Source organism: Rhizobium esperanzae, from assembly GCF_002204185.1.
Lineage (GTDB): Bacteria > Pseudomonadota > Alphaproteobacteria > Rhizobiales > Rhizobiaceae > Rhizobium > Rhizobium esperanzae.
On sequence record NZ_MXPU01000011.1, the window covers coordinates 54,252 to 68,744 of the forward strand.

Consider the following 14,493-nt stretch of genomic DNA (forward strand, 5'->3'; position numbering starts at 1 on the left):
CGGACGGCGTCGACCACGCTGCGGCATGGATTCGGTTTGGGGAGATCGGATTAGTAGCCGACGGTGAACCGCTGCCTAACGTGGGCCGGGGCTTCGATCTCGTCAACGAGCGCAACGGCGAAGTCCTCGAAGGAAATGCTGCTGCCGTGTTCGTTCGTCAGCAATTCGTCCTTGCCGAGGCGGAAGCTGCCGGTCCGCTCGCCGGGGACGAATGCGGCCGAAGGGGACAGGAAGGTCCAGTCGAGGTCGTTTTCACCTTTGAGCTTGTTCAGGTAGTCGACGCCGCCCTGCGCTTCGGATTTGTAGATTTCCGGGAATTTGGGCGTGTTCACCAGTAGTACGCCTGGAGCGACTTCGAGGCTGCCCGCCCCGCCAACGACATAGTAGCGGCGAACGCCGGAGGCCTTGACGGCGCCGATCAGCTTATCCGGATCACTGGCGGAGAAATGCACCGAGCTGATGACGGCGTCATGCCCCTCCAAGACCTTTGCTAAAGCTTCAGGCTGAGCAATGTCGGCGGAGGCGGCGGTGACGTTCGGAAGAGATGCGACCTTGGAAGGGTCCCGGGCAATGGCGGTGACGGTGTGGCCGCGAGCTGACAATTCGGGCAGGATGCGGGAGCCGGCCTGACCGGAGGCTCCGATAAGTGCGATTTTCATGATCATATTCCTGGTTGGGGTTGATGTTTCATGCGTCTGCACAGAGCTCGTCGAGCGTTGCGACGAGCCGAGCCGGACCTTGATAAAGCGCCTCGCCGCTAAGGACGTGGGCCTCGCCGTTGATGCGAGCGACGAACTGAGGGACGCCGCGAATGCCGAGGATATTCATCTGACGCTGGGCATCTTCCACCCGCTCCAGCATGCGCTCCCTGAGAGCGGAGTCGTCCCGGAGCCTCTCGCCGAAGGTTTCGGCGGTCAGTTCGACGCCATATTCGCTGGCGACCTGCACGGCGACCGTCGCCACCTCCGGAACCCTGGAAGTGTCGCGCCCCTCGATATAACGGGCGATCTGGATCGCGTGCAGAAAACGAGGCTCGAGCTTCCTATCGTGTTCTCCAAGCGCGGTGAGCGCCAGCGTCGCGGGACCGGAGTCAAAAATGCCGTTCGGCGCGAGCAGGACGTTCTGATGATATTCCTTGGAGAAGCGCTGCCCCGTCAGAACCTCGATTCTCTGGTCGTTGCGCCATGCATGATCTGCGATCGACGAGATCGGCCTTGCTCCGACGAAAAGGCCGGAGGGAAGCACCCTGAGCCGATCTGAAAATTTATTGACAAGACCTGCCAGTGCGGGGGCGCTTGCGTAACACCAGCCGCAGAAAGGATCGAAGAAATATTGAAGCTCGATGTCGGTGGTCATTGCGATCTCCTTCGTGTCGAGGAGGATATACTGTTGCGTGGATCGCAGATAAACGTCACTGTGGTCGACAGAATGTTGCATCAATCGAGCGGATGAATGGACCGGATAGTCGCGGCGAAAGTGCTCTTGAAGACTGTCGAGCGCGGCAGCGCTTCTGCTGCAGCCGAAGAATTGGGCATGTCCCGAGCGATGGCCTCGCGCTACATCGCGGCCATGGAAGACTGGTCGGGAACACGGCTTCTCCACCGCACGACGCGACAGCTCAGCCTGACATCGGCGGGCGAACGCGTTCTCGACATGTGTCGGGAAATCGTCCGTGTTGCCGACGCGGTGAGGGAGGTCGCAAGCCATGCAGAGACTCCGCACGGTCTTCTCAGGGTGACGGCACCTGCCATCCTCGCCGAGGCGCAGCTCATTCCACTTCTTGCCGATTTTGCCGACGTCTATCCGCGCATCAAGGTGGATTTACAGATTTCCGATCGGACGATCGACCTCGTGCAGGACCGCATCGATCTGGCGATAAGGATCGCCAATCGCCTGGACCCATCCTTGATCGCAAAACGGCTGGGACAGTGCTCGTCGCTGCTCTACGCCTCGCCGCGCTATCTCGAGCAATACGGAATTCCCTCGGGACCGGAGGATCTCGGTAGCCACCGGTGCCTCACTTACACCCACCTTGGAGGGACGGAATGGTCGCTGAGAAATTTCGAATCTCAGATCGTTACTTCGGTGGAAGGAACCTTCCAGACCAATGACGCTGTTGCCCTGCGCCGTGCCGCTCTATCGGGTCTCGGCATCGCCATGCTGCCGCGTTTTGCCGCCGATCAGGAGGTTCGGACAGGCAATCTGGTGGTCGTCCTGCCGGCATGGCAGCCGGCCACGCTTGGAATCCATGCTCTTTATGTTTCCCGAAAGCACCTGCCGATGGCTGCGCGAGTCCTTATCGACTTCCTGGCAACGAGACTGCCGGACCTATAGGATTGGGTTTGGGTTAACTGGGCGTCGGCCTGTCCGGCACGAGCCTACCCAGGGTCCGTTCGCTGTTTATCACAGTGTTTTTATAGTGATCCGGCAAAACGTGACTGCCTTGCGCCATGGATTTTGGCATGCTCCCGGTGCAGATTGGCCAGCGGCCGCCTTGGCCTTCAGAAAATTGGAGAGGAACGAATGAATTGGAAAGCAGTAGCTGCCGCCGCAGCGATCGCAGGAATTGCCTTCGGATCGGTGACCGCCGCCGATGGCACCCATGATTCGCGCATTGCGCTGATGAAGAAGATCGGCGGTTCGGCGGGTGCCATGGCCGCCATCGCCAAGGGTGAGAAGCCCTATGACGCCGAGACGGTTAAGACAGCGCTGACGACGATTGCCGCAACGGCCAAGGTTTTCCCCGATCAGTTCAAGCCGGGCAGCGATATGAACGATTCCGAGGTCAGCCCGAAGGTTTGGGAAAACATGGATGACTTCAAGGCGCGCGCTGCAAAGCTTTCCACTGACGCCGAAACCGCGCTGGCTCAGCTTCCGGCCGATGCCACCGCCGTCGGCGCCACCCTAAACACCCTCGGCGCCAATTGCGGAGGCTGTCACAAGGCCTATCGTATCAAGGAGTGATAAGCCGGCCTGAGCAACTTCCGCCGGTGCGGATTGCCTTATGTGGGATCGACGGCGGTAACGTCGGCAAGAGGGGAGGCGGCGCATGGTCCGCAGGTTCATCCGGTTACTGCTCTGTCTGATCGGCGTCGCCGTTCTCGGCGGCGGCGCCTTCTACCTCGTTACCGCGCCCGATCCGCTGCCGGAGAGCCATTGGGCCGGTCTCGGCGCGCCGGATCCGGCAAACGGTGAGATGGTCTTCTGGGCGGGCGGCTGCGTCAGCTGTCATGCAGCACCCGGTTCCAAAGGCGATGCCAGGCTGACGCTGGCGGGCGGTCTGGCGCTGAAGAGCCCCTTCGGCACCTTCCACGTGCCGAACATTTCTCCGGATGAAAAGGCCGGCATCGGCGCCTGGACGCTCGCCGAGTTCGGCAATGCGATGAAGCGCGGCGTCGGCCCGGGCGGAGAGCATCTCTATCCGTCTTTTCCCTATGGCTCCTATTCCCGGATGAGCGACAAGGACGTCAACGATCTCTTCGCCTTCCTGAAGACCCTGCCGAAGAGCGCCAACGTCGCGCCCCCGCACGAACTGCCCTTTCCCTACAACATCCGACCTGCACTCGGCGGCTGGAAATTGCTCTATTTCAATGATCAGCCGCGGGTCGCGCTCGCCAAGAACGATGACAAGATCAAGCGCGGGCAATATCTCGTCGAAGGCCCCGGCCATTGCGGCGAGTGCCACACGCCGCGCAATGCGCTCGGCGGCTTCCAGGCAGATCAGTGGCTTGCCGGCGCGCCCAATCCGGAAGGCAGGGGCCGCATTCCCGATATCACCCCGGCGTCGAAAAGCATCGGCGGCTGGAGCGAGGCCGATATCGCCAGCTACCTCGAAACCGGCTTCACCCCCGATTTCGATTCCGTCGGCGGTTCGATGGTCGACGTGCAGCAGAACATCGCCCGCCTGCCGGCTGCCGACCGCGAGGCGATCGCCGCCTATCTCAAGGCCGTGCCGGGGCGTTAGCACCTTTGCAAAACCGACGCCTCTTTACAGGGAGGTGGGGCCCGGCATCAGATCATAAGGATGGCGCCAGCCGGGCATGTTGCTGATCCGGTCTTTCCAGGCTGCGATGGCCGGATAAGAGCTGTGATCGATCCCGGTTTCCTCCGGCATGAAGACGTAGCCTGCCAAGGAGAGGTCTGCGATTGTCAGCCGGTTGCCGACCATAAAGGCCCGGTGGGCAAGGTGGCCGTCGACAATTGCATAGGCAGCCTTGGCCCGCAGCCTCAAAAACTCGACGACCGGTGTCTCGCCGCTCTTCTGAAGGCCGTAGATGAACCGCAACGTCGCGTAATAGCTCGTGAATTTATGATTGTCGAAAAGGATCCAGCGCATGATCTCGCGCCGTTCTTCGGCTGTCTGCGCCCCAAACTGCCCCGTTACCTCTGACAAGTAGTCGAGGATGACCCCCGATTGGCTGATCTTCGTTTGCCCATGTTCGAGCACGGGTGCCTCGCCCTGTTCGTTGATGGTTTCTCGCCATTGTTCGGTTCGCGTTTCACCGCCGAGATAATCGACGAAAATGCTCTCCCACTCGATGCCGGCAAGGGCAAAGAAGAGGGCGACCTTGTAGGCGTTCCCCGAGAGAGCGAAGCAATGGAGTTTGAAGTCAGGCATGAAATCTCCTCATAACAACAAAGGCTTGACCCGCAACGCCGTTAAGCGATCGACTGCATGTAACGCATGCCGGTCACCGGCCTCGGCGTGAAATCCATCTGTTCGTAGAAGCGGTGGGCGAGCACATTGCCGGTCGCGGCGCTGACGGAGAGGTAGCCGCAGCCGGCATTGCGCGCCGTCTCGCGGGCGCGGTCGACGAGCAACTGGCCGGTGCCGTGGCCGCGATGGCCGTCGCGCACGAAGAGATGGTGCAGGTCCATGCCCCGTTTGCCTTCCTGCGCCCTGTAGAGCGGCACGAGAATCGCATAGCCGATCAGCCCTTCGCCGGTTTCGGCGACAAGCGCAGTGATCCACGGCAACGGGCCGAACAAGTCGCGCTCCAATTGCTCCGGCGTCGCGGCGGCCGCATCGCCGTGATGGGCAGCAAGCAGGGCGATCATCTCGTTGAGCTCGGGCAGATCGCGCGGCTTGGCGGCGCGGATCGTCACTACCGATGGGCGCATCAGTGAAATTTCGCTGTCTTCAATTTCGGTCATGGTCTCGCGTCCTTTGATAATCTGCCGTCAGGACGCTGCCGATACAACAAAGCCGCCTGACGGCGGCTTGTTGACAATATGATCTGTCCGGCCGCCCTTTACAGGTACAGCCAAAAATACGAGCGGCTCTGGTGCACGTTCTTGATCATGCAGCATCCATTGCCGCAAACGCGGCATTTGTCAATGGCGTGAGCGCATGACGCTGAAACATGTAGACCCTTGAAGCCGGCCGAGAACCTCAATAGGATACCCCCCTATGCTACACGAAGGTCTGCGATGTCTCACACCAGCCTGCAGAAGAAGAAGCTTGTTGCCCGCGTCAGCCGCCTGAAGGGGCAGCTGGAAGCGGTCGAGCGGGCGCTCGAGGCTGAACGCCCCTGCGGCGAAATCCTGCAACTGCTCGCCTCCATTCGGGGCGCGCTGACCGGGCTGACTGGCGAGGTTTTGGATGATCACCTGCGCGAGCACGTGCTCAATGCCGAGGACGACGGAGCCCGGGCCGAGGCGGTCGAAGAAATATCTGAAGTGCTGAGAACCTATATCCGCTGATGAGAGAAGGACCCTGGGAATGAATGCCGGGATCGGGAAAGTCGAAGTGAAAACCCTCGAACACGATCATGTGTTCCTCGGCGCCAATCATCTGCGCAACGAGCGGCGCATCTGGCTGGTGATTGCGCTGACGACGGTGATGATGGTGGCGGAAATCGCCGCCGGCACCGTCTACGGCTCCATGGCCCTCGTCGCTGATGGCTGGCATATGTCCACCCATGCCAGCGCTCTTTTGATTTCCGCGCTCGCCTATCTCTTTGCCCGCCGGCAGGCGCGCAATCCGCGCTTCACCTTCGGCACCGGCAAGCTGGGCGATCTCGCCGGCTTCGCCAGCGCCATTGTCCTTGCCCTGATCGCCTTGCTGATGGCCTGGGAGAGCCTGCTGCGCCTGTCCAATCCGGTGCCGATCGGCTTTGCCCAGGCGATCGCCGTCGCCGTTATCGGCCTTGCCGTCAATCTCGCCAGCGCCTCGCTGCTGGCGGGCGGCGGTCATGCCGCGCATGCTCATCATGCGCACGCGAATGGGCACCACGCGCATCACCATGGCCATGGCAGCCACGGCGACCATGCCCACCACGGCGAGACCGGCGACAACAATATCCGCGCCGCCTATCTGCATGTGATGGCCGATGCTCTCACGTCAGTGCTCGCCATCGCGGCACTCACCCTCGGCAGCCTCTATGGCTGGCTCTGGCTCGATCCCATCATGGGCATCGTTGGCGGCCTGGTGATCGCCAACTGGTCCTGGAGCCTGCTGAAATCATCTGGCGGCGTCCTTCTCGACCTCGTGCCCGAAGGCGAGACGCTGCCCAGCGAAATCCGCCAGGCGATCGAGACCGAGGAGGATCGGATCACCGATCTGCATGTCTGGCAGGTCGGCCCCGGCCATCATGCGGCAATCGTCGCCGTCGTCACCTCGCAGCCGCGTGACCCGGCCTTCTACAAGGGCCGGCTTTCAGCGCTGGAAGAATTGTCGCATGTGACGGTCGAGGTCACGCGCGCCGCCTGATCGGCTGCGGTGGAGCACGAAATCGCCGCCGCCCAACAAGGCTGCGGCGGCTGACAACAAGTTGCAGCGGCTGACGACAAGTTGCAGCGGGGACGAGATGCCGCCGCAATCGGTCCTTAGCTCTATTCTCCGAATCGTCGGAGGAATTCATGGATCTCAGCCTTACTCGCCGCACGCTGATCGGCACGGCACTCTGCCTGCCTGCTTTGGGCCTGTCCACGCTGGCGCTTGCGGCCAATGCACAGGAAACTGCCGGGGAGGGCGACGACAATATCGAGCGGCGGCTTGCCACGCTGGAAAAACGCATCGGCGGCCGTCTCGGCGTCTCGGTGCTCGACACCCAGACGAGCATTTCCTTCGGCTATCGCGGCGGCGAGACCTTTCCCATGTGCAGCACCTTCAAGGCGCTCGCCGCAGGCTTCGTCCTTGCCCGCGTCGACAAAGGGCAGGAGAGCCTTGACCGTCGGGTGACCTATGGCAGGGACAAACTCGTCGATTATTCGCCGCTCAGCGAAAAACACGCCGGCGCCGATGGCATGACGATCGCCGAACTCTGCGAGGCGGCGGTGACGGTCAGCGACAACACGGCCGGCAACCTGCTGCTCGAAAGCTTCGGCGGCCCACCGGCGCTGACCGACTGGTTGCGCTCGATCGGCGACGGCACGACGCGACTCGACCGCACCGAACCGACGCTGAACGAGGGCCGGAAGGACGATCCGCGCGACACGACCAGCCCGGATGCGATGCTCGACACGCTTGGCAACCTGACGCTCGGCTCGGTGCTTGCCGAACCCTCCTCGGACAGGCTGATCGCCTGGCTGGTGGCAAGCACCACAGGCAAGGAGCGGCTGAGAGCCGGCCTACCTCAGGACTGGAAGGTCGGCGACAAGACCGGCACCGGCCCGAACGGTTCGCTCGGCGACATCGCCGTCATCTGGCCCCCCGACCGCGGCCCGATCGTCGCCGCCGTCTACATCGCCGAAGCGACCGCGCCGGCGAAGGAGCTCAATCCGGTCTTTGCCGAGGTTGGGCGGATGATTGTCGAGATGGTTTGAGTGCAAGTGCTAAGGGCATGATCGACAGCCGTCCGTTTCGCGGGAAAGCCCCTCCCCACAAGGGGGAGGGGCTGCCCGTGGGATGCCCGTCGCATTTTCATTTCTGCCGATGCAGCTTGTGACTCCGTATTTTCGTTGTAAGGCCCGCCGCGGGTTAGTCCCTCCCCCTTGTGGGGAGGGTTGGGGAGGGGTTTTGCTTCCGCAAGGAGCGCACCTCCCCATCACGGCAGCGTATAAGCAATCACATAGTCGCCGGGCTTGGTGCCGACCGAGCCGTGGCCGCCGGCGACCATGACGACATATTGCTTGCTGTCGTCGGTCGTATAGGTCATCGGCGTTGCCTGGCCGCCGGCCGGAAGGCGTGCCCGCCAGAGCTCGCGTCCGTTCGTCACGTCGTAGGCGCGAAGATAATTGTCGACCGCCGCACCGAGGAAGGCGACGCCGCCTTTGGTCAGCATCGGCCCGCCGATGCCGGGCACGCCGACCTTGAAGGGCAGCGGCAGCGGCGTCATGTCGTGGACGGTGCCGTTCTTGTGCATATAGGCGATCTTGCCGGTGCGCAGGTCGACGCCGGCGACATAGCCCCATGGCGGCGCCTGGCAGGGGATCTGCATCGGCCCGAGGAAGGGGCCCATGAAGACGCCGTAAGGGGCGCCGTCATTGCGGTTCAGCCCCTGTTCGCTGCCCTTCTCGTCCTGGCCTCGCGGCGGAATGTCGGCGGCCGGCACCAGGCGCGAGGTGAAGGCGAGATAGGTCGGCATGCCGAACATGATCTGCCGCTCGGGATCGACCGCCACCGAGCCCCAGTTGAAAGTGCCGAAATTGCCGGGATAGACGATCGTCCCTTTCAGCGACGGCGGCGTGTAGCGGCCCTCATAGCGATAGCGGTGGAAATCGATGCGGCAGAGGAGCTGGTCGAACAGCGACACGCCCCACATGTCCTTTTCCTTGAGCGGCTCGGGCGAGAAGGTGAGGTCGGAGATCGGCTGCGTCGGCGACGTATGATCGCCCGTAACCGCGCCGCCGGGCGCCGGAATTTCCTTGAGCGGGATGATCGGCTCGCCGCTGCGCCGGTCGAGCACATAGAGATCGCCCTGCTTGGTGGGGCCGACGAGGGCGGGAACCACGCTGCCGTCAGGCTTGGTCAGGTCGATGAGCGCCGGCTGCGCCGGCACGTCCATGTCCCAGAGGTCGTGATGCACCGTCTGGCGCACCCAGCGCAGTTGGCCGCTGGCGATATCGAGCGCGACGATCGAGGAAGAGAATTTCTCGACATTGTCGCTGCGATTGATGCCGAGCTGATCGGGCACCTGGTTGCCGAGCGGGATGTAGACCATGCCGAGCGCCTCGTCGACGCTGAAGACCGACCAGCTGTTCGGCGAGTTGGTCGTGTAGGTATGGCCTGAGGCGATCGGCGTCGTCACGTCGGGATTGCCGGAATCCCAATTCCAGATCAGGGCGCCGGTCTTGATGTCGAAGGCGCGGATGACGCCGGATTGTTCCTCGGTGGAATAATTGTCGTTCACCGCCCCGCCGACGATGATCTTGCCGGCCACCGCCACCGGCGGCGAGGTGGAATAATAATAGCCAGCCGGGTTGAAGCGCATGCCGATTTCCAGATGCAGCACGCCCTGATCGGCAAAGCCGGTGCAGACCTTGCCGTCGGCCGCATCGAGGGCGATCAGCCGGGCGTCCGAGGTCGGCAGGTAGACGCGCTCGGCGCAGGGCTGGCCGGCGGCGACATCAGGATCGGCGTAATAGGTGACGCCGCGGCAGGTCTGGTGCTGCCGGTTGGGGTTCATGCCGGAATTGGCGTCGTATTTCCATTTCTCCTTGCCGGTCTTGGCGTCGAGCGCGATCGCCCAGTTATGTGGCGTGCAGAGATAGAGCGTGTCCTTCACCTTGAGCGGCGTCACCTGATAGGTCGTCTCGCTGATATCTTCCGGCCGCTTGACGTCGCCGGTCTGGTATCGCCACGCTTCCGTCAGCGTCGAGACGTTCTCGACATTGATCTGATCGAGCGGCGAGTAGCGCTGGCCGAAGGGCGTGCGGCCATATTGGTGCCATTCGCTATCCGGCACGCTGCCGCCGAAGGCCGGATTGGCGGCGACCGCATCCTTCGGCAGATCGCCGGCCAGATCATGCGGATCCGTCGTCATCGAATAGACAGCGACGAGGATGGCGAGAATGACGGGCACGGCGAGCGGCCAGGGATTGGCGCCGTAGACGATGCCGGTTGGGCTGCGAAAGCCGAGCGGCCGGCGGATCCAGGGCGTCAGCAGCCAGAGCCCGAGAAGAATGATCACCCCGCCGCGCGGGCCCAACTGCCACCAGTCGAATCCCACCTCCCAGATCGCCCAGGCGAGTGCGGCGACGACGAGCACCGCATAGACCCAGAGCGCCACCGCCTTGCGCATCAGCAGCAGCGCTGCGGTGATGAGGAACATCAGGCCGGCAAACAGATAGAAGACGCTGCCGCCGAGCATGACGAGCCAGAGCCCGCCGCCGCCGAGCGCAACCCCGATGATGATGAAGAGAATGGAGGTGATGACGAGCGCCATAAGGCTGTCTCCCGCGTGGGTTAGCCGGGTGGGGAACGGCGGGAAAAGGCCCGCCGGTCAGGCAGATAGAGCGAGGGAGATGCCTTTCAACGGCCGCATTTGCCGCAGCCGGGCATCACGGTACGGTTGTATTGAAGCCGCTTACGTCCCGCAGAAAGTCTGCAGCACCCGTTCCTCCGGCTTCGGCGGCTCCATATAGGCGGCGAAATCCGGCTGGTCTTCGTAGGGCTTCGACAGCACGGTGAGCAGCGCCTCGAACAGCGAGAAGTCGCCGTTCTCGACCGCCGCCTCGATCGCCTGTTCGACCCGGTGATTGCGGGGAATGAAGGCTGGGTTGACGCGGCGCATAGCGCCGGCGCGTTCGACCGACGTCTGCGGATCGCGCGACAGTCTCTCGCGCCACTGCATGAGCCAAGGGCGACAGGCCTCCGGCTCCTGGAAGCTCCGGGCAAAGGCAGGCTCTGCATCGTCGTTGCCGGCAAGATCGGAGAGTCGCCGGAAGGCCAGGGTGAAATCGGCGCCCTGTGCCTGCATCAGTGAGAGCAGCGCTTGAACCAGCTCGAGATCGCCATCCTCTTGCCCTGCAAGGCCGATCTTTGCCCGCATGCCGGCCAGCCAATGCGCCTGGAACCGCTCGCCATAGGCGCGGATCACCGCATTGGCCTTGTCGACCGCCTTGTCCGGTTCGGTATCGATCAGCGGCAATAGCGTTTCGCCGAGCCGCGCAAGGTTCCACTGGCCGATGGCCGGCTGATTGGCATAGGCATAACGGCCGTGCTGGTCGATCGACGAGAAGACGGTTGCCGGATTATAGGCATCCATGAAGGCGCAGGGACCGAAATCGATCGTCTCGCCGGAGATCGTCATATTGTCGGTGTTCATCACGCCATGGATGAAGCCAACATGCAGCCAACGGGCAATCAGCGCAGCCTGGCGCTCCGAAACTGCCTCGAACAGTCGGAGATAGGGTGCCTCGGTCTCCTTCAGCGCGGGATAGTGCCGCTCGATCACGTAATCGGCGAGCGCCCGAACACCATCCGTGTCGCCCCGTGCCGCGAAATACTGGAAGGTGCCGACCCTGATATGGCTTGCCGCGACCCGGGTGAAGACCGCGCCCGGCAGCACTTTTTCGCGGTAGACCGGTTCGCCCGTGGTCACCGCCGCCAGCGCCCGCGTTGCGGGAATGCCGAGCGCGAACATCGCCTCGCTGATGATATATTCTCTGAGCACCGGCCCGATTGCGGCCCGGCCGTCGCCGCGACGCGAAAAAGGTGTCGGCCCCGCGCCCTTCAGCTGGATGTCGAAGCGCTTGCCGTCGCGGTCGACCACTTCGCCGAGCAGGATCGCCCGCCCGTCGCCGAGCTGCGGCGAGAAGCCGCCGAATTGGTGCCCGGCATAGGCCATCGCCAACGGCTCGGCCCCTTCGGGAACGAGATTGCCGGAAAAGATCGCCGCGCCGTCGCGGCGCAGTGCCTCGACGTCGAGCCCGAGCTCGGCGGCCAGCGGCTCATTGAGCTTGATCAGCCATGGCTCGGCCACCGGCGTCGGCGTTTGCGGCGCAAAGAAGCGCTCGGGCAAGCCGACATAGCTGTTGTCGAACGGAAAGGCCGCACCGGACCGGATTTTCTGCGGGGTTGAGGTCATTGTTCATAGGTAGGGCTGGGGTGCCCCGCGCGCAAGCAGGTCTTGCGCGCCGGATCCATCGGCCGTCACGCAGATCGCGCCGATGCAAGGAATCGTGATCCGCTTTTACCTCTCGTCAAAGCTGCTTTGCCATAAAGGACATAGCCCCGCCATGATCTCGGGCGTATAGCAGATCGTCTCCCCTTGGCCTTGCGCCATGTCATCCCCGCGGCCTTGCTGCTTCCTCTGCTCCGCCGCGCCACCGCGAGTGATTCCGCACGATGTCGGATCAGATTTACCAGGCGCCGATGGTTCGGCGCGCTGCGCCCAATTTTCGGGTGATCGCGATGATCGTCGCGAGTGCGATGCTGATGGAAAATATCGACGCGACCGTGCTGGCGACCGCGCTGCCCACCATGGCGCGCGATTTCGCCGTCAGCGCCCCGGCCATGTCGATCTCACTGACCTCCTATCTCCTCAGCCTGGCGATCTTCATTCCGGCCAGCGGCCGGATCGCCGACAGTTTCGGTTCGCGCACCGTCTTCCGCGCCGCCATCGCGGTCTTCGTCATCGGCTCCATCCTCTGTGCGCTGGCACCGACGCTGCCCTTCCTGGTGCTGGCCCGGCTGCTGCAGGGCATGGGCGGCGCGATGATGATGCCGGTCGGCCGGCTGGTGCTGATGCGCAGCGTCGCCCGCAAGGATATGGTCAGCGCCATGTCCTGGCTGCTGGTGCCGGCGCTGATCGGTCCGATCGTCGGTCCGCCGCTCGGCGGCTTCATCGTCACCTATCTCGACTGGCGCTGGATCTTCTACATCAACGTGCCGATCGGCATCATCGGCATGATCTTCGTCTCGATCTACATCGACGAGGTGAAAGGCAAGGCGACCGGCCCCTTCGATACGGTCGGCTTCATGCTCTCGGGCATTTCGCTTGGCTCGCTGCTCTTCGGCTTCGAAATGTCGAGCCATGACGGCGAGGCCGCCTTCTCGCTCTTCCTGATCGCGGTCGGCCTGTTCTTCGGCATCGGCTATTTGAGGCATGCCCGCAGGCATTCCTCGCCGATCATGGATTTTTCACTGATGAAGGTGCCGAGTTTCGGCACCTCTGTTATCGCCGGTTCGCTGACGCGCATCACCCAGGGCGCCCAACCTTTCCTGCTGCCGCTGCTGTTCCAGATCGGCTTCGGCCTTTCCGCCGCCGCAGCCGGCCAGATCGTCATTGCCACCGCGCTCGGCGCGCTCGCCATGAAGCCGATGGCGCGGTTCGTCTTCAGCCGGCTCGGCTTCCGCAGAAGCCTCGTCCTCAACGGCATCCTCGGCACGGCCGGCTATGCCCTCTGCGCCGCCTTTCGGCCGGATTGGCCGATGCCGCTGATCTTCGTCGTCCTGGTGCTCAGCGCCTTTTTCCTGTCGTTCCAGTTCACCGCCTACAACACCATCGCCTATGACGAGATCGAAAAGGAGCGGATGAGCTCGGCCACCAGCTTCTACACCACCTTCCAGCAGCTGATGTTGTCGCTCGGAATCTGCATCGGGGCCTTGGCGCTGCACGGTTCCATGGCCTTGTCAGGCACCGAAACGCCTGATCTCGGCGATTTCTCCGCCGCCTTCGTCGTCGTCACCCTCATCTCGATCACAGCGACCGTCTGGAACCTGCGTTTCTCGCCGACAGCAGGCGAGGAGATCAGCGGCTATAAGGCCAGACGGACGAAGGTTCCTGGAGAAACAAAGGCTTGACGCGCGTCGCTTGAATCAAATTCTGCGCGTCGCACTCAGTCCGTGTTCTCCATGTCGGCCGCCATGTCCGCGAGCTTGCGCACGGTGTTGAGATTGCGCGAGGTTCCGGGCTTCAGCGCCGGCAGCTTCAGCTTCGAGCGGCCGGATCCATTCGGATAATGCACATAGATCTCCCGGCCGGTGAGCTTCGCCTCCTCGCCATCGGGCGCCACCATTTTATCAAGCGCATCGGCGGGCGGCTTTTCGGGCAGGAAATAGACGAGCAGGAAGTTCGGCTTGGCGTCCGGGAAGGGCGCGTTGGCGGCAATCGCGTCGAGCTCTTTCCGGCTGCGCACCATCACGCCCGGGCGCTTGCCCATCTTCTGCCCGAGCGCCTCGTCGAGCTTTTCCTCAACGGTTTTCTCGGCTTCATCCGAGCGGAACAGCACATTGCCGCTCTGATAGGTTTTCACGTCGGTAAAGCCGAGACCTTCGCAGATCGCCTTGAGTTCAGCCATCGGCAGCGAGCCGGTGCCGCCGACATTAACGGCGCGGAGGAGGGCGATATAGACGGGCATTTCTGTCTCCCTTGACCTTGTGCCGTGTGGCACCCCCCTCTGCCCTGCCGGGCATCTCCCCCTCAGTTGGGGAGATTGGCTGGGGACGATGGCTTCCCCAAACAATCAACGTTCAGCACGGCGAAACACTAGATGGACGGCAAGGTTAAGCCACTTGTGATCTCCCCCCTTGTGGGGGAGATGCCCGGAAGGGCAGAGGCGAGCGCCACACGGCACGCCTCACCCATTCAGCCCCACCAAATCCAC

14 protein-coding genes are annotated in these 14,493 nt (G+C 63.0%); 7 read left to right on the forward strand and 7 right to left on the reverse strand.

Annotated elements, in window-relative coordinates; translation table 11 throughout:
- Positions 1-50: 50 nt before the first annotated feature.
- Positions 51-659 (reverse strand): NAD(P)-dependent oxidoreductase, encoded by a 609-nt coding sequence (locus B5E41_RS17350; protein WP_088395505.1) that lies wholly within the window; start codon positions 657-659, stop codon positions 51-53.
- A gap of 28 nt (positions 660-687) precedes the next feature.
- Positions 688-1,356 (reverse strand): DsbA family protein, encoded by a 669-nt coding sequence (locus B5E41_RS17355; RefSeq protein ID WP_088395376.1) that lies wholly within the window; start codon positions 1,354-1,356, stop codon positions 688-690.
- Positions 1,357-1,452: 96 nt separating this feature from the next.
- Between B5E41_RS17355 and B5E41_RS17360 the strand changes: the two genes are divergently transcribed.
- From B5E41_RS17360 to B5E41_RS17370, 3 genes are all read left to right on the forward strand, one after another.
- A complete protein-coding gene (locus B5E41_RS17360) occupies positions 1,453-2,334 on the forward strand; it encodes a LysR family transcriptional regulator (RefSeq protein ID WP_088395377.1) in 882 nt (293 codons plus the stop codon).
- 189 nt (positions 2,335-2,523) lie between these two features.
- A complete protein-coding gene (locus tag B5E41_RS17365; RefSeq protein ID WP_088395378.1) occupies positions 2,524-2,964 on the forward strand; it encodes a c-type cytochrome in 441 nt (146 codons plus the stop codon).
- Between the two features lie 85 nt (positions 2,965-3,049).
- Positions 3,050-3,964: a c-type cytochrome gene (locus tag B5E41_RS17370; protein WP_088395379.1), complete on the forward strand. Its 915-nt coding sequence runs from the start codon at positions 3,050-3,052 to the stop codon at positions 3,962-3,964.
- 24 nt (positions 3,965-3,988) lie between these two features.
- On the opposite strand, the gene B5E41_RS17375 is transcribed toward B5E41_RS17370, so the two are convergent.
- Entirely contained in the window at positions 3,989-4,618 is a 630-nt protein-coding gene (locus B5E41_RS17375) for a glutathione S-transferase family protein (RefSeq protein WP_088395380.1), read from the reverse strand.
- Positions 4,619-4,659: 41 nt separating this feature from the next.
- Positions 4,660-5,154: a GNAT family N-acetyltransferase gene (locus B5E41_RS17380; protein WP_064801253.1), complete on the reverse strand. Its 495-nt coding sequence runs from the start codon at positions 5,152-5,154 to the stop codon at positions 4,660-4,662.
- A gap of 276 nt (positions 5,155-5,430) precedes the next feature.
- Between B5E41_RS17380 and dmeR the strand changes: the two genes are divergently transcribed.
- The 3 genes from dmeR to bla all read left to right on the forward strand — a co-directional run bounded on the left by dmeR (position 5,431) and on the right by bla (position 7,767).
- On the forward strand, positions 5,431-5,703 hold the full coding sequence (gene dmeR / locus B5E41_RS17385; protein WP_088395381.1) for a Ni(II)/Co(II)-sensing transcriptional repressor DmeR: 273 nt from the start codon (positions 5,431-5,433) through the stop codon (positions 5,701-5,703).
- A gap of 19 nt (positions 5,704-5,722) precedes the next feature.
- The gene (gene dmeF, locus B5E41_RS17390) at positions 5,723-6,712 is read left to right on the forward strand and encodes a CDF family Co(II)/Ni(II) efflux transporter DmeF (RefSeq protein ID WP_088395382.1); all 990 of its coding nucleotides are present in this window, start codon (positions 5,723-5,725) and stop codon (positions 6,710-6,712) included.
- A gap of 149 nt (positions 6,713-6,861) precedes the next feature.
- The gene (gene bla, locus B5E41_RS17395; RefSeq protein ID WP_088395383.1) at positions 6,862-7,767 is read left to right on the forward strand and encodes a class A beta-lactamase; all 906 of its coding nucleotides are present in this window, start codon (positions 6,862-6,864) and stop codon (positions 7,765-7,767) included.
- A 221-nt stretch (positions 7,768-7,988) separates the two neighbouring features.
- On the opposite strand, the gene B5E41_RS17400 is transcribed toward bla, so the two are convergent.
- On the reverse strand, positions 7,989-10,328 hold the full coding sequence (locus B5E41_RS17400; protein ID WP_088395384.1) for a glucose/quinate/shikimate family membrane-bound PQQ-dependent dehydrogenase: 2,340 nt from the start codon (positions 10,326-10,328) through the stop codon (positions 7,989-7,991).
- Positions 10,329-10,469: 141 nt separating this feature from the next.
- Complete coding sequence (locus B5E41_RS17405; protein WP_088395385.1) at positions 10,470-11,972, reverse strand: protein adenylyltransferase SelO; 1,503 nt, start codon at positions 11,970-11,972, stop codon at positions 10,470-10,472.
- 260 nt (positions 11,973-12,232) lie between these two features.
- On the opposite strand from B5E41_RS17405, the gene B5E41_RS17410 reads away from it, so the two are divergent.
- Positions 12,233-13,690 carry an MFS transporter gene (locus B5E41_RS17410; protein WP_088395386.1) on the forward strand — a complete coding sequence of 486 codons (1,458 nt, stop codon included), beginning with the start codon at positions 12,233-12,235 and terminating at the stop codon, positions 13,688-13,690.
- Between the two features lie 35 nt (positions 13,691-13,725).
- On the opposite strand, the gene B5E41_RS17415 is transcribed toward B5E41_RS17410, so the two are convergent.
- The gene (locus B5E41_RS17415; RefSeq protein WP_088395387.1) at positions 13,726-14,247 is read right to left on the reverse strand and encodes a DUF1697 domain-containing protein; all 522 of its coding nucleotides are present in this window, start codon (positions 14,245-14,247) and stop codon (positions 13,726-13,728) included.
- Positions 14,248-14,493: the final 246 nt, after the last annotated feature.

Bases quoted from the DNA above. Each gene is read 5' to 3' on its own strand.
- B5E41_RS17350 (WP_088395505.1), bottom strand. From the start codon at position 659: ATGAAAATCGCACTTATCGGAGCCTCCGGTCAGGCCGGCTCCCGCATC.
- B5E41_RS17355 (WP_088395376.1), bottom strand. From the start codon at position 1,356: ATGACCACCGACATCGAGCTTCAATATTTCTTCGATCCTTTCTGCGGC.
- B5E41_RS17360 (WP_088395377.1), top strand. From the start codon at position 1,453: ATGGACCGGATAGTCGCGGCGAAAGTGCTCTTGAAGACTGTCGAGCGC.
- B5E41_RS17365 (WP_088395378.1), top strand. From the start codon at position 2,524: ATGAATTGGAAAGCAGTAGCTGCCGCCGCAGCGATCGCAGGAATTGCC.
- B5E41_RS17370 (WP_088395379.1), top strand. From the start codon at position 3,050: ATGGTCCGCAGGTTCATCCGGTTACTGCTCTGTCTGATCGGCGTCGCC.
- B5E41_RS17375 (WP_088395380.1), bottom strand. From the start codon at position 4,618: ATGCCTGACTTCAAACTCCATTGCTTCGCTCTCTCGGGGAACGCCTAC.
- B5E41_RS17380 (WP_064801253.1), bottom strand. From the start codon at position 5,154: ATGACCGAAATTGAAGACAGCGAAATTTCACTGATGCGCCCATCGGTA.
- dmeR (WP_088395381.1), top strand. From the start codon at position 5,431: ATGTCTCACACCAGCCTGCAGAAGAAGAAGCTTGTTGCCCGCGTCAGC.
- dmeF (WP_088395382.1), top strand. From the start codon at position 5,723: ATGAATGCCGGGATCGGGAAAGTCGAAGTGAAAACCCTCGAACACGAT.
- bla (WP_088395383.1), top strand. From the start codon at position 6,862: ATGGATCTCAGCCTTACTCGCCGCACGCTGATCGGCACGGCACTCTGC.
- B5E41_RS17400 (WP_088395384.1), bottom strand. From the start codon at position 10,328: ATGGCGCTCGTCATCACCTCCATTCTCTTCATCATCATCGGGGTTGCG.
- B5E41_RS17405 (WP_088395385.1), bottom strand. From the start codon at position 11,972: ATGACCTCAACCCCGCAGAAAATCCGGTCCGGTGCGGCCTTTCCGTTC.
- B5E41_RS17410 (WP_088395386.1), top strand. From the start codon at position 12,233: ATGTCGGATCAGATTTACCAGGCGCCGATGGTTCGGCGCGCTGCGCCC.
- B5E41_RS17415 (WP_088395387.1), bottom strand. From the start codon at position 14,247: ATGCCCGTCTATATCGCCCTCCTCCGCGCCGTTAATGTCGGCGGCACC.